This window comes from Streptomyces sp. NPDC040405 (assembly GCF_055595765.1).
Genome location: NZ_JBVIVI010000002.1, coordinates 137,923 through 150,747, shown reverse-complemented (window position 1 = coordinate 150,747; position 12,825 = coordinate 137,923). Strand labels below are relative to the sequence as shown.

General features: G+C 70.8%; 19 protein-coding genes. 14 read left to right on the top strand and 5 right to left on the bottom strand.

Going from position 1 to position 12,825, the window contains the following annotated elements; translation table 11 throughout:
- Positions 1–11: 11 nt before the first annotated feature.
- From ACZ59A_RS07920 to ACZ59A_RS07900, 5 genes are all read right to left on the bottom strand, one after another.
- Complete coding sequence (locus ACZ59A_RS07920; protein ID WP_470955047.1) at positions 12–779, bottom strand: glycosyltransferase family 2 protein; 768 nt, start codon at positions 777–779, stop codon at positions 12–14.
- A complete protein-coding gene (locus tag ACZ59A_RS07915) occupies positions 773–1,468 on the bottom strand; it encodes a UTRA domain-containing protein (protein ID WP_470957804.1) in 696 nt (231 codons plus the stop codon). Before ACZ59A_RS07915 ends, ACZ59A_RS07920 begins: the two co-directional genes overlap by 7 nt.
- A 141-nt stretch (positions 1,469–1,609) precedes the next feature.
- Positions 1,610–2,278 (bottom strand): YdcF family protein, encoded by a 669-nt coding sequence (locus tag ACZ59A_RS07910; RefSeq protein ID WP_470955045.1) that lies wholly within the window; start codon positions 2,276–2,278, stop codon positions 1,610–1,612.
- Positions 2,275–2,661: a hypothetical protein gene (locus ACZ59A_RS07905; RefSeq protein ID WP_470955042.1), complete on the bottom strand. Its 387-nt coding sequence runs from the start codon at positions 2,659–2,661 to the stop codon at positions 2,275–2,277. Before ACZ59A_RS07905 ends, ACZ59A_RS07910 begins: the two co-directional genes overlap by 4 nt.
- Entirely contained in the window at positions 2,651–3,460 is an 810-nt protein-coding gene (locus ACZ59A_RS07900) for a GntR family transcriptional regulator (protein ID WP_470955040.1), read from the bottom strand. Before ACZ59A_RS07900 ends, ACZ59A_RS07905 begins: the two co-directional genes overlap by 11 nt.
- A gap of 415 nt (positions 3,461–3,875) precedes the next feature.
- On the opposite strand from ACZ59A_RS07900, the gene ACZ59A_RS07895 reads away from it, so the two are divergent.
- The 14 genes from ACZ59A_RS07895 to ACZ59A_RS07830 all read left to right on the top strand — a co-directional run bounded on the left by ACZ59A_RS07895 (position 3,876) and on the right by ACZ59A_RS07830 (position 12,756).
- On the top strand, positions 3,876–4,325 hold the full coding sequence (locus ACZ59A_RS07895) for a transcriptional regulator (RefSeq protein WP_470955037.1): 450 nt from the start codon (positions 3,876–3,878) through the stop codon (positions 4,323–4,325).
- An 89-nt stretch (positions 4,326–4,414) separates the two neighbouring features.
- Entirely contained in the window at positions 4,415–4,684 is a 270-nt protein-coding gene (locus ACZ59A_RS07890) for a DUF6284 family protein (protein WP_470955034.1), read from the top strand.
- The gene (locus ACZ59A_RS07885) at positions 4,681–5,574 is read left to right on the top strand and encodes a protein spdB (RefSeq protein ID WP_470955031.1); all 894 of its coding nucleotides are present in this window, start codon (positions 4,681–4,683) and stop codon (positions 5,572–5,574) included. The genes ACZ59A_RS07890 and ACZ59A_RS07885 overlap by 4 nt, the downstream gene beginning before the upstream one ends.
- Positions 5,571–5,750, top strand: coding sequence for a pRL2-8 (locus tag ACZ59A_RS07880; protein WP_470955029.1), 180 nt, complete (start codon positions 5,571–5,573; stop codon positions 5,748–5,750). The genes ACZ59A_RS07885 and ACZ59A_RS07880 overlap by 4 nt, the downstream gene beginning before the upstream one ends.
- 2 nt (positions 5,751–5,752) lie before the next feature.
- Entirely contained in the window at positions 5,753–6,058 is a 306-nt protein-coding gene (locus tag ACZ59A_RS07875) for a hypothetical protein (RefSeq protein WP_470955026.1), read from the top strand.
- Positions 6,058–6,399 carry an RRQRL motif-containing zinc-binding protein gene (locus tag ACZ59A_RS07870; protein ID WP_470955023.1) on the top strand — a complete coding sequence of 114 codons (342 nt, stop codon included), beginning with the start codon at positions 6,058–6,060 and terminating at the stop codon, positions 6,397–6,399. The genes ACZ59A_RS07875 and ACZ59A_RS07870 overlap by 1 nt, the downstream gene beginning before the upstream one ends.
- A 1-nt stretch (position 6,400) precedes the next feature.
- A complete protein-coding gene (locus tag ACZ59A_RS07865) occupies positions 6,401–6,577 on the top strand; it encodes a hypothetical protein (protein WP_470955020.1) in 177 nt (58 codons plus the stop codon).
- A 44-nt stretch (positions 6,578–6,621) separates the two neighbouring features.
- Positions 6,622–6,819 (top strand): hypothetical protein, encoded by a 198-nt coding sequence (locus tag ACZ59A_RS07860; protein WP_470955017.1) that lies wholly within the window; start codon positions 6,622–6,624, stop codon positions 6,817–6,819.
- Positions 6,816–7,148, top strand: coding sequence for a hypothetical protein (locus ACZ59A_RS07855; protein WP_470955015.1), 333 nt, complete (start codon positions 6,816–6,818; stop codon positions 7,146–7,148). The genes ACZ59A_RS07860 and ACZ59A_RS07855 overlap by 4 nt, the downstream gene beginning before the upstream one ends.
- 103 nt (positions 7,149–7,251) lie before the next feature.
- Complete coding sequence (locus ACZ59A_RS07850) at positions 7,252–9,375, top strand: FtsK/SpoIIIE domain-containing protein (RefSeq protein ID WP_470955012.1); 2,124 nt, start codon at positions 7,252–7,254, stop codon at positions 9,373–9,375.
- A 204-nt stretch (positions 9,376–9,579) separates the two neighbouring features.
- Positions 9,580–10,044 (top strand): hypothetical protein, encoded by a 465-nt coding sequence (locus tag ACZ59A_RS07845; protein WP_470955010.1) that lies wholly within the window; start codon positions 9,580–9,582, stop codon positions 10,042–10,044.
- A 17-nt stretch (positions 10,045–10,061) separates the two neighbouring features.
- On the top strand, positions 10,062–10,316 hold the full coding sequence (locus tag ACZ59A_RS07840; protein WP_470955008.1) for a hypothetical protein: 255 nt from the start codon (positions 10,062–10,064) through the stop codon (positions 10,314–10,316).
- A gap of 89 nt (positions 10,317–10,405) precedes the next feature.
- Positions 10,406–11,281 (top strand): bifunctional DNA primase/polymerase, encoded by an 876-nt coding sequence (locus ACZ59A_RS07835; RefSeq protein WP_470955007.1) that lies wholly within the window; start codon positions 10,406–10,408, stop codon positions 11,279–11,281.
- A 2-nt stretch (positions 11,282–11,283) separates the two neighbouring features.
- On the top strand, positions 11,284–12,756 hold the full coding sequence (locus ACZ59A_RS07830) for an ATP-binding protein (RefSeq protein WP_470955004.1): 1,473 nt from the start codon (positions 11,284–11,286) through the stop codon (positions 12,754–12,756).
- Positions 12,757–12,825 lie beyond the last annotated feature (69 nt).

The following is a 12,825-nucleotide window of genomic DNA, read 5'->3' as shown; positions in this document are numbered from 1 at the left end:
CGCGGTACCGGTCAGGGGCCCTCGTACCGCCAGCCGTCCATTGCCGCCAGGACGCGGGCGCGTGCCTCCACCACCGCGAAGCGGGTCTCGCGCTCGGCCGCGTCGGTGTGGGCGGCCTGGCTGGTGACCTGGCCGGGCCACTTGCGGTAGAGGAGGCCGGTCTCGGCGGTGAACCAGCCTCGGCTGACCGCGCTGAGGGCCATCAGCAGGCCGGTGTCCTCGGAGGCGGGCAGGGCCATCCAGCCGCCGAGGGCCAGCAGCAGGTCGCGGCGGATACAGAGGGTCGCCGGGTGGACCTGGGCGCGGTAGTCGTGGGTCTTCCAGTGGTCGAGGACGGCGCCGCGCGCGAGCGGGCCCTGCGGCGGGTCGCCCTCGAAGCCGACGGTGGAGCCGTCGGGCAGCAGGTCCAGGGCGCCCGCGGTGGCCCAGCCGATGTCCGGGTTGTCGTTCAGGGCCCGCAGGTCGCGGGCGAGGGCGCCGGGGGTCAGCATGTCGTCGGCGTCCAGCACCTTGACGTAGCGGCCCTCGGCGCGGGAGAGCCCCATCGTGCGGGCCATGGCGGCCCGCCCGGCCCGGCCCTGGCCGAAGCTGATCCGGGGGTCGTCGGGGACGTTGGGGCGTACGGCGTCGGTCTCGCCGTCCTCCTGGACGACCCACTGCCACTCCCAGCCGTCCGGAAGCTCCTGTTCCCGCAACGACGCGTACGCGTCCGGCAGATGGCGGGCGCCCGGGGCGTGGACCGCGGTGATGACGGTGATGGTGTTCGGCACGGTCACCATCTTTCCAGGGGGGTCGCGAAGACGAGTTCGGTGCGGTCACCGGGCAGCCGTACGTCGGAGACCTCGACCACCCGGCCGTCGGTGTCGGTGCAGATCTTCCGGAGGAGGATCAGCGAGACGCCGCACGTCAGGCCCAGCGCTTCGGCCTCCTCCGCGGTCGGCGGGCGGGCCGTGATCCGTTCCTCCACGCGGTCCAGCTCGATGCCGATCGTGTAGAGCTGGTTCTGCGTACCCCCGGGCCAGGGCTCATTGGCGGCGTCGAGCAGATCGGGATTCACTGCCACCACATCGTGGACGAGGTAGGAGTGCACCAGCGCGAAGGGGGCGTTCTCCGCGCGGCAGTTGGTGCGGTACATCCGCTCCAGCAGCCGCGTCCCCACGGGCACCCCGAAGGCCGCCGCCAGGTCCTCGTCGGCCTTCGCCTCGCGGTACTCGGCGCGGAAGGCGAGATCGGTCACCGCAAGCCCGGTGTCGTGCTCGGTGGACCCGGTCCTCAGCCGCTCGGCCCGCGACCGCCGCACCCGGTTCTTCTCCCACTGGTGCCGGTCGTTGCTCCGCTCGACGCGTCGGCGCGGCGTACGGTCCACGGTTTCAGCGTAAGTCCTCACGGGGTCTCCGGGGCGGCCACGGAGATCTGACGAAAACGGCCCCCGGCCGCGTAATCGCAGCTCGGGGGCCGTTCTTCCCAGCGTGGCGGCGCCAGGATTCGAACCTGGGTAGGCTAAGCCGACGGATTTACAGACTGCGCGGTCAGGCTGCCGTGACCAGGCCAAACGGCTCAACTGGACCAGCCTGTCCCATACGTGCCCCACAACTCCCCGGAAGCGTGCTCACCGGTGGGTCGCCGTTCCCACCGGCACGATCCGGCTGGTGAAGCCGTCAGCGTGCAGCCGGTCGTACGCCTCCATCACGTCGTCAGGCACGGCCTGCCTGATCATGAATCCCTGATCGGGGTAGATCAGCAGCCGCTGTAGGGCGCCCACGAGCATGTCAATCACCATGCGCGAATCCCCGATGGAGTCGACGTACTCCTCGAACGTCATCGGCGTGGACGCGCTGACGATCTCCACCTCGGGCCAGAGCTTGCGCGCTGTGGCGTACGCGCGCCGCTCCTCGTACGGCTTGCTGATCAGCAGTACCGACGACACGTCGACGCCGGATTCCTCCAGCAGTGCCCGAGAGAAGCGGATGTTCTCCCCGGTGTTGCGCGCCTGGGGCTCAACGAGTACCGCCGAGCCGGGTACGCCCAGCTCAAGCGCGCGCTCCCGGTAGTGGACAGCTTCGCCGCGCGGCATGCGCTCCCGCGTCGTGGGGCTGTTGGCGCCCGTGAACACGAGCAGCGGCACCATGCCGCGCTCGTACAGGCTCACGGCCGTATCGGCTACGCCCAGGTCGTGGCTCCCCAGGCCGATGGCGACCGAGCAGGGGCGCGCCGTGTGGCCCATCTGGTGGTAGTCCCAGATGCGCCGGGCGTCCGCCCATGCCTGCGTCGAGATCACACAGCCTCCCCGCGCTCCGCGAGGTGCAGTGCCTCGGCCGCCTCCTCGCTGGGGAGCTGCTGGGCCCACGCCGTGTACGCGGCCCGGGCCTGGGTCGCGTCGGCCACGCCGAGCGACCCCGCAAGCTGCTCCCACGTGGCCCCGTTCCGCAGACCCTCACGGATCAGATGCTGCTCCTGGTCACTGAGGACGCGCCGGATGGCAGCGCCGAGGGCTAGCGCGGCGAGCACATCCCCGGCACTGTCGCTTGCGTCCTGGCCAGCGATACGCGCGGTGTGACGCTCCCGCCGGTCCGCCAACAGCCCCAGATCGGTGGTGGGGACGTCGCTGGGGGCCGCGATCACCGCTGTGTCGATCGGCTGCGGCTTTCCTTCACTCGGCACGGGAGGCTCCTTCGTCGTTCTTCTGGGCTGCGGAGTCTGGCACCTTGAAGTCGTACTCCCAGGCGAACCGCGACGCGGAATGCACGCCGATGGCGAATTCGACCACGGTACCGTCCGCCGTGTACGTGGTCCGATGCAGCTCGACCACAGGTTCCCCCGGCGGCAACTGGAGCAGCTTCACCTCATCCGACGTGGGGACGCGAGCGAAGATCTCTTCCTTCATGTGGTCAATCTCGTAGCCCGCGTCATACAGCACCCGGAAGCCGCCGCCCCGACCAGCCGGACCAGGCGTCGGGTCGACAATCCTTGTCCCCTCGACGTGCTCCGGCCGGTAGTAGCTGGTCAGCGTGTGCGTCGGCTGCTCGCCCTCCTTCACGAGCCGCGCCCGGGCGTACACCTCCGCGCCAGCGGGCAGGCCGTGCGCGGCCGCGACTTCCGGCGGTGCTTCCACACGGCTGACGCTCTGAGTCTGCTCGCCACGGCGGTACGCGCGCCCGGACGCGACCCGGTCGGCGATAAACGCCACCTCGTCACCGTCGCGCCACTTCGCCTTGTCGTACCGCGCGATGCCGAGCCGCTTGAGCGGGGTCTGATGCCGCACGACGGTGCCGTGCCCCCGCGATGAGGTCACCAGGCCCTCAGCCTCCAGGGCCTTATACGCGGCGTGAACGGTGGACTTCGAGCCTTCGCCCGCCTCGACCAGGTCCCTGATGTGCGGGAGCTGCTGGCCTGGTTCGTACTCGCCGCTCTTGATTCGTTCGGCCAGCCTGTCCGCCAGCTCTCGCCACTTGGGCGCCATACAGGGCTCCTCTCGACAGCCTCAAGTGAAACACAGTCCCAGGACTGTTGACAGTCCTGGGACTGTGCGGCATCGTCTTACCCATCGCACCGCAGTCCTAGGACAGCGGGCGACGGAGGGCCCTCTTGGGGCTGCTCCGAGGAGCCCGGAAGCCCTTCACAAGGGGGTGAAAGGAAGCGCTCGTTCCTTGAGAACTGAACAGTGGACCGAGGATCTACCGCCTGTCCTCAGCACCAAGAAGGCGGCCCGCGCGGAGCAAGACCCGCGCACTCTTCGACCATTCCGCCGCTTCTACCTGCGGCGGCCGGTTGCCTCCCCCGCCCGTCCGGGCCGCTGAACGCGGTGCCGTACGGGCGGGGTTGAGGGGAGCCGGAAGCCCGGTCCCACCTGCTCACTAGCCGAGAAGGAGTCCCACATGGATGCCGCTACGTTCGCCACCGTCTTCGTTGCCCTGTACGTCGCTCACAGCGTGGGTGACCACTGGGTGCAGACGCATCACCAGTCCTGCGACAAGGGCCGCCCCGGATGGGTCGGCCGCCTGGCCGACACTCGGCACGTCGCCACTCTGACCCTCACCAAGCTCGTGCTGCTGCTCCCGGTGGCCGCGCTGCTGGGCCTGCATCTGTCGGTCCTGGGCATCGTGATCGGCCTGGGTGTGGACGCCATCTCGCACTGGTGGGCCGACCGGCGCACCACCCTGGCCCGTCTCGCCGATCTGCTCGGCAAGCGTGGTTTCTACACCCTCGGTGCCCCGCGCCCCGGCCACGACGACAACCCGAACATTGGCACTGGCGCCTACGCGCTCGACCAGAGCTGGCACCACCTGTGGCTCCTGGTGGGCGCGCTCATCATCACCACCGTCTGACTTCGCCCTGGAGCGGCGGCCAACCGGCCAAGGACAGTCCGCCGCTCCAGGTTCTCGCCATCCCTTTTGCAGAGACAGGAGTTCCATCAATGTCCCACATCATCACCGTCCAGGACGCCGTGATCGCGTTCGAGCCGTGGCTTGAGCCCACGGACGCGGAGTTGACCGCGATCGAGGGCGAGATGCCCGTCATCACGGCGGATGTCGAGCTGTTGGACGCGCAGATCATGACGCTGGATCGGCCGGTGTCCGAGCTGGATGGCCGTCGTATCCGCCGGGCCCGTCGCCGGGTGCTGGCCGCCCGGCGGGAGCTGGCGAACCGCTCGGCCGACCTGGGCACTTCGGGGGTGGGCGCGTGAGGGGCAAGACCGTTCTCCCCGCCGTCGCGATGACGGCGGTGTCGATGGTGCTCACCTTGGCCGTGGTCATGATGTGGCTGGGCGGGGCGATGTCGTGGCCGGTCGCGCTGGTCGTCGGTCTGGGCATCGACGGCGGGTGGCTGGCCACCCTGGCCTACGAGCGCCGCCTTGCCGCTCAGGGTGACCATAGCCGCGTGGTGACCGGGGTCGGCTGGTGCTTCGGTCTGGCCGCGACCGGTGTCCTGGTCGCGCACGCGCTCACTGCCGAGGAGTCGGCGGGTGCGTGGCTGGCCGTCGCGTGGTTGCCGGTCGCGGCGAAGGCTCTGTGGCTGGTGCACGGTCTGTGGGAGCGGACCGCGCTTACCCCTGTAGCTCTCGGGGCGATCCGGGGCATCCAGCAGGAGGCGCGCGATGAAGCGGCTGTGGCCCGCGCTCGGTTGCGGGCGGAAGCCGTCACGGAGGAGACGCGGCTGACGGCCGTGACGGCCGCCGGGGCACGCGTCGCACGCGTCCAGGCCAAGACCGCCAAGACCCTCTCACAAGCCTGGTCGACGCTGAAAACCGCGCGGGACGGCGAGGACACCGCACAGGCCCTGACCAGCGTGACGACCCCCGTCACACCCGGCGTCACACCCCGCTGGGAACTGCCCGTCTGGGGCCCAAGCGAGCCCGTCCCCGCACTGGAGAGCGTGCCTGCTCTCACAGACGATGAACTGGATTCGCTGGTGGACCAGGTCCGGCACAGCCAGAGTCCGCCGCTGTCCTACCGGGAGATGTCCGCCCGCTTCCGGGCCCTGGGACACAGCGCGTCGGAGACACGTCTGCGGGCTGCATGGAAGCGCGTCACAGCGGCCGACGCACGGAGGGCCGGGCGGGAGGAGTCGTCATGACGCGCGGCCCCGCTGACCCGGCCCCTCCGGGCGAGTGCCCGCAGTGCTGGCAGCACGCCCACGATCGGCGTGTGCACCGCGACCTCGGGCCCCGGGAGGACTGCCCGCAGTGCGTCGACCACCTGCGCAACGACTGCCCGTACATCGTGCCCAAGACGAAGCCGGGTTGGTGGTGAGCGTGGACCCGCACCGTTGCCCCGCCGCGCACCCGGAAGACCCCACCTCCTGCGGCGGCCCGGTCGCCGTGACCGTGCTGGACGCGGTCAACGCAGGCGCCGCCGGGTGCGAACACCACGGCGCGCGGCTGCTGGCCTCCCTCGACGGGGCCCGCGTCTACGCCCTGCCCGATGCTCCGGCCGGAGCCGCGATCCGCGTCTTCACCGCAGCTGAGAGCATCCGCCCCTTCCCGTGGAACACCACGGCACCGCGCACACGGCCCGACCAGCTCAGCCGCACGGAGATCCGCGCGGCACGGGAGGGGTGATGGGGGCGATGCCGGTCTTCCGGTGGCACCTCGCGCCGGACGGCTACGCCACCCGTCGGCAACTCCGTGCCCGTGGCCTGCGCCCGGGGGGTCAGGGCGTGGCCGCGCAGCTTGAACGGCCACGCCGCAGGCGGCCCCCACTGGTCGCCTACCTCTACCGCGTCGACCTGGCCAAGCCCGTCCGTCCGATGACCCCGGGCCGACAGGCCGCGCTGGATGCGGCGTTGACCGCGCGCCGCACTTGCCCGCAGTGCTCCACGGACGCGGGCTACTGCATCCCGACATCTCTCGGGGTGTGCGTCACCTGCGCCTACCCCGACGACTGCATGGAGGTGAGCTGACGTGGGCGTTTGGTTCGAGATCACGCCGCGCGGCCAAGAGGTCAAGGCACCGGACCCCGGCCCGGTCAACCCGGCCGGGACGGCGCCCGGGGTGTGGGGCCGCAGCGGAAAGCGGCCCCCGGACAACCCCGCCGACGTCTCCCGCCCCCGGCGCCTGCGCAAGCCCAAAGCGTCCTGACCATCTTCGCTCCACCGCATCGACCGACACCGAAGGGATGCGCCATGGAGGGCATCGTCCGCAGTGCCGAACAGATCGTGGTCATCGAGGCCACGCGCGCCTACGTCGCCGCGATCGGGCCCATCGACATGACGGACTCGGGGCGGCTCGCCGGTCACCTCATGGCCGCCGAAACGCTCCTGATGAAGATCGCCGACGCGTTCAAAGAGTCCGAGACCAGCACCAGGAAGGACACCCTGTGACTGACGTCTACCGCTCCTACACCCCGGCCGAGAAGCGCAAGCGTGCCTGGCTGATCCTGCGGGGCACCAAGCAGGCCGCCGCCGACGCGGTCGACCCGAAGCTTGACCGGCAGATCGAGCGCATTGACGCCATCGCCGCCGAGCGGGGGCAGCGCGAGGCCACCGCGCTGCGCCGTCAGGACGAGAAGGCCAAGGCCGAACTCGCCGCCGCCAAGGCCGCCGAACGCGCCGCGCCGCGCGAGGACCGCGCCGCCGCCCGTGACGCCCGGAAGCAGGCCGAGAAGCGGGCCCGCGCCACCGAGCAGGCGATCCGGCGCGCGGGTCTGTGACTTCGCCCCGGGGCGGCCGTCTCCCGGCCAAGGACAACCGGCCGCCCCGGGGCTCACGCCCCTTCCCACCCCCAGAAAAGGGGGCAGTCAGGAGAGTTCCAGCATGAGCGACAACGTCGTTCACCTCTACAAGACCCCCGAAACCCCCGCCACGGACGAAGGGCCGACGCTGACCGTGGTGGCGGACACCCCGCCCCCGGCCCCGGTGCCGTTGTGGGTGCGCTCCGGCCGCGCGGTGAAGACGGCCGCCAAGCACGAGCGCACCAGGACCGCCGCCCGGGCGGTCGTGCGGCACAACCTGTACGTGCTGGGCGGGGCGCGGATCGTGGCCCGCCGCACGTGGGACGGCCGTACCGCGGCTCGCTATGAACGCATGCTGCGGGCCGCCGAGGCGGCCGGGAACTACGAGGTCGCGGCCGAGTGGGAGGAGCGCGGGCAGCGCTTCCGCGACGCCCGCCACCGCCGCCGGATGGACCTGCTGCGCTCCCCGGTCGACGCGGCCAAGGGCGCGCTGGTGGGCACCGGTATGGGCATCGGTGGCCTGGTGAGCCTTGGGGTGGTGCTGGCCATCGCCAACAAGGACTTCACCGACGTGGTCACGCCGCTGATGGCGGTGATCGAGTTCATCCGGCTGCTGATCTCGATCGTGACCATCGTGTGGGGCCCGCTGGTCACCCTCGGCCCGCTGCTCGCCCTGCTCGGCCTCTGGGCCGTTGGTCGGCACCAGCAGGCCGCGCCGAACTGGGCTCTGCCCGCCAACGCCCGCAGCAGCGAGGGCGAGCCCATCACCCCCTCGATCGTCGTCAAGGCCCTGCGCGACGTGGGAGTGCCCGCGCTGCGCAACGCCATCAAGGAGATGGGCGACTCCGGCGCCGCGATGCTCGGCCCGATCCGGATCGCCGGATGCGGCGTCGAAGTCGACGTCACCCTTCCCTCCGGGGTGTCGACCATCGAGGTGCAAAACCGGCGCCGGAAGCTCGCGGAGAACCTGTCCCGGCATGAGCATGAGGTGTTCATCACCATCCCGCAGGCGGCCCGCACGGTGCGGCTGTGGATCGCCGACTCGGGTGCGCTGGACGAGCCGATCGGCCCGTCCCCGCTGACCACCGACGAGACACTGACCGCCAACTACAAGAAGGGCAAGGCCCCGTGGGGGCAGGACCTGCGCGGGGACGCCGCCGCGCTGAGCCTGTTTCAGCGGCATCTGCTGGTCACCGGTCTGTCCAACCAGGGCAAGACCGCCGCCCTCCGTGCGCTGGCCCTGTGGGCGGCGCTGGACCCAACGGTGGAGTTCCGCATCGCCGACCTGAAAGGCGTCGGCGACTGGGCCATGTTCGACGGGCTGGCCAGCGTGCTCATCCAGGGTCCGGCCGATGAGAACGTCATCGAGGCGACCGAGATGGCTGAGGGCCTGGTCGCGGAGATGAACCGCCGGATCGAGGTCCGCAGGCTCGACCCGAAAGCCGTCTTCTCCCCGCTGATCGGCATCGTGGACGAGGCACAGGTGGCGTTCATGTGCCCGGTCAAGGACGAGGAGAACCGGCCCTACGGCGGCTCCAAGGCCACCAGCCGGTACTTCATGGCCGTACGCAAGCTCAACAACCAGGGCCGGGCGGTCGATGTGCTGATGTGGCAGGGCACGCAGGACCCCACCGACCAGAACCTCCCCAAGCTGGTCCGCGAAGGCGCCCACACCCGCGCCTCCCTCGCCCTGGGCACCGAATCCCAGGCCCGCATGGCACTGGGAGACAAGGCCGTGGACGGCGGAGCCGCACCGCACCTGCTGCGGCAGGGGCTGGACAAGGGAACGCTGGTCGTCGCCAGCGACGGCATCGACATCCCGGCCGGTCAGGCGTCCATCACGGTGCGCACGCACTACATCGATGACGACCAGGCCAAGGCGATCACCGACCGGGCCAAGGCCCTGCGCGACGGCGTGACCACCCTGCACATCATCGAGGAGCGGGAGGAGCGTGACCCGCTCGCCGACATCGCCGACGTGCTCGGGGACTCCTCGCGGGTGCTCACTCAGGACGTGCTCAAGCGACTCGCCACGCTGGATGAGGGCGCCTACGGCGGCTGGTCGTTCATCGACCTCAAGCGCGAGCTGGAGGGCACCGGGGCCGAGCCGTACAAGTCCGATGGCCGCATGGTCGTCGCCCGCGACCGCATCCTTCGCGCCCTCGCCGACCGGGACGAGACGGATTCCGCTTCCGCCGCCGAATGACAGGGAGCCGAACCCGCGCGGACTAGGGAGGCAGGGAGAAGTCCCTGAACGCCTCCCTGCCCCGTCTCCCTGGCCCTGACCTGCGCGAATGATCGTTCAGGGAGTCAGGGAGGCGCCGCAGGTCAGCACCCCGAAACCCCCTCCACACGCCACCCGGCAGGGGGTACCTCCGCCTCCCTGGCCCACCTTCGGAAGGGATTCCGCATGTACCCCGAACACCCCCAGCACGCGCCCGCCGAACGGCCCGTGGAAGTCCACCGGCCGACCCCCATCACGCCCGCCGTCGCGGCCCCGGCGCCGCTGGTTCTCGTTCAGCCGGGCAGTGTTCCGGCGGTGGCGAGCGTCCAGCTCCCGGACGGCCGTGTGGTCACCGGCTACGCCATCGACTCGGGCCAGCCCGAACCGGTCGCGACCAAGCCGACCGTGTCCCGCGCGGCGGTGAATGTCGCCCTTGGGGGCGTCGGGTTCCTCTCCGTGTGCGGCGGGCTGCTGCTGCTCACCTCGTTCATCGCCGCCCTGACCGCGTTCATCGGACAGCTCATCATCCTCGCCGCCGTCATCTTCGGCGGATGGATCGCTGTCCAGGTGTTCAGCGCGAGCGGCCACCACGGCGGGGCCACGGTCAACATCCGTAAGGCCGTGATCAAGCGGAACAAGTTCTACGGCTGACGAGGAGACCGACACCTGTGATCCGCCTTCGCATCAAGGTCACCTACTGCCCACGTCGGGCTCTGGCCCTGGCTGACACCCCGCGCCCCGACTGCCCCGACTGCCAGGGCGTGGGCGGCATCGCGCACGACTACGCCGACCACAACGGCGAGTACGCCGGTACGGAGTGGGAGCCCTGCCCGTGCTGGTCGCAGTGGGCCGTGATCCTGCTGCCGCTGCTTCGCTGGCCGCGCCGTACGCCGACCGGCTACAGCGACGAACCGCCCTTCTGACCACGCCCGAGGCGGTCCCCTCTCACGCCAATGACACGGGACCGCCCCGGCCCAACCAGCCCACAACAGACCTGTTGGAGGTCTCCAGCATGACCCAACCCGCCATCGTCCGGCGAGACCGCCCTGCTCCCTCACCCCTGCGGACCGCGCTGGAACTGAGCGCGACCGGTTTGCCGGTGCTGCCCCTGCGGCGCGGCAAGATCCCGTTCGGGAACTGCCCGGCGTGCGCGCAGAACGCCTGCGGTGGCCGCCCGAACATGAAGGACCCGGGCCCCTGCCAGTGCCTCTCCGTCTGCCACGCCTGGGCCGCTGCCACCACCGACCCCGCCGTCATCACCTCCCCCGCCTGGGCACTTGCCTGGCGACAGGCGGTGACCGTCGCCTACCACCCCGGCGGCGCCGGGCTGACCGTGGTGGACCTCGACAGCCCGGTGGCCGTCGCCTGGGCCCGCCAGGTCCTCTCGCCCACCAGGATCGTGCCCACCACCCGTGGGGAGCACTGGATCTACCTGGGTGCGATGCGGTCGGTGAACCGCGTCCGTGAGGGTGTCGACCTCAAATCCACGATGGCCTACGCGCGGTGGCGTGGTCCCGGCACCGGCAACATGACGGCCCTGCCGGACATCGTGCGCGCGCTGGCCGTGAAGGAGCCCTCGACGGTCCGGTCGGCCCCGCAGGCCATCACCGTGCCCGCACGGGCCGGGGAAGGGGTGTGCCCTCACCGCATGCCCGCCTACCTGGAGCGTGGCATCGCCATGGCCGAGCAGCGCATCACCGAGGCCCGTAGCGCGGTCCACGCCACCGTCTACCGAACCTTCCTGGCCGTGCTGTCCGCCCATGGCCGGTGCGGCTGCCTGACCGAGGCCCACGTCGAGCGGCTGTTCACCGCCGCTCAGGCCAAGGGTGAATCGCCCCGGCACTGCGCCGATGCGTGGACCAACGCCCGTACCAGGTTGGGACTGTGACCATGTCCGACGACGAGAAGAACCCCGCCCGCGAGGTCATCACCGACTACGCGCAGGCGCACTTCCGGTACTTCCGCACCGCCGACGGGACCGTATACGCGCAGAGGAACGGCCACCCCGTGGCCCGCCCGATCCGCTCCCAGGGCACGACAGGAAGCCACCGCCAGGAACTCATGGTCGGCCTGTTCAGGGACGGGCGCGGCGTGTTCAACGGGACCGCCCTCAAGGAGGCATTGGACTTGATCGAAGCGCTCGCGCTGACCGAGGACGTGCAGCCCGTCCACATCCGCGTCGCCCCCGGATTCGACGGGGCCACGTGGCTGGACCTGGGGCGCAGTGACGGGCAGTCCGTCCGCATCCACCCCACCGGCTGGGACATCGCCATCCCCGACCCGCGCGAGGTGTGCTGGCGCCGCACCCAGCTCACCGGGGAACTGCCCCTGCCCGCCAAGGACACCGACGGCAAGGGCATCGACCTCCTGCTCAGGCTGTGCAACTTCGCCAATGCGGAGACTGAATGCCTGGCCATCGCCTGGCTGATCGGGTGCCTCGGGCCGTCCGTGCCCGTCCCCGCCCCGTTCCTCACCGGCCCGCAGGGGGCGGGCAAGTCCACCGGGGGCCGCATGCTCGTGCGGATCATCGAGGGCATGAGCGGTGACCTGCGCCGGGCTCCGAAGGACGAGGAGAACCTGATCGCGGCGGTGGCGGCCGGATGGGTCACCGCCCTGGACAACCTCTCCCACATGACCCCGGACCTGTCCGACGCCATGTGCTGCATCGTCACCGGAGCCGAGAGCGTCAAGCGCGCCCTGTTCACCGATGGGGACGTCTTCCGCGCTCGCTATCGCCGCCCCCTGCTCCTGACCGGCATCGACGTGGGCGTCATCCGGCCTGACCTCGCGGAACGGCTCCTGCCGTTGCGTCTGGAGCGGCCCCGCGTCCGGCGCACCGAGGCTGAGCTGTGGGCGGAGTACGCGGAAGTCCTGCCCGTCGTCCTCGGGTCTCTCCTCGACCTGACGGTCAAGGTCCGCGCAGCGGAGGCGGAGACCCCCACCGACCTGCGGATGGCGGACTTCGCACACCTGTGCGCGCAACTCGACGCGGCAACCGGCCTCGGAGCGCTCACCGCCTACCGGGCCAGTCTGGACGACCTCAACGACGACGTCATTGAGGGTGACCTGCTGGCGCAGACCGTCCTCAGGCACGCCGCAGACATCGAACCGGGCACAGAGCAGCGGATGACCTCCACGGAGTGGCTGCACTGCCTCACCCGCCTCTACACGGGCGAGGACTTCCGCCCCCTGCCCAAGGGGTGGCCGACCACCGGCAAAGTCCTCTCCGACCGTCTCAAGCGTCTACAGCCGACCCTGGCCGCCCGGGGCGTCCTCATCGACTCAGGCCGCACCAGGGAGGGCCGCTACATCGAGATGACCCGCTCGCCCGCTCCGCCGCCGCACGAGCAACAGACGTTCTGACGCCGCGCACAAGCAAGAGGAGCACCAGGGGGCGTGCTCCTCTTGCTGTTCGGCGGCAGCGCCGCCCTG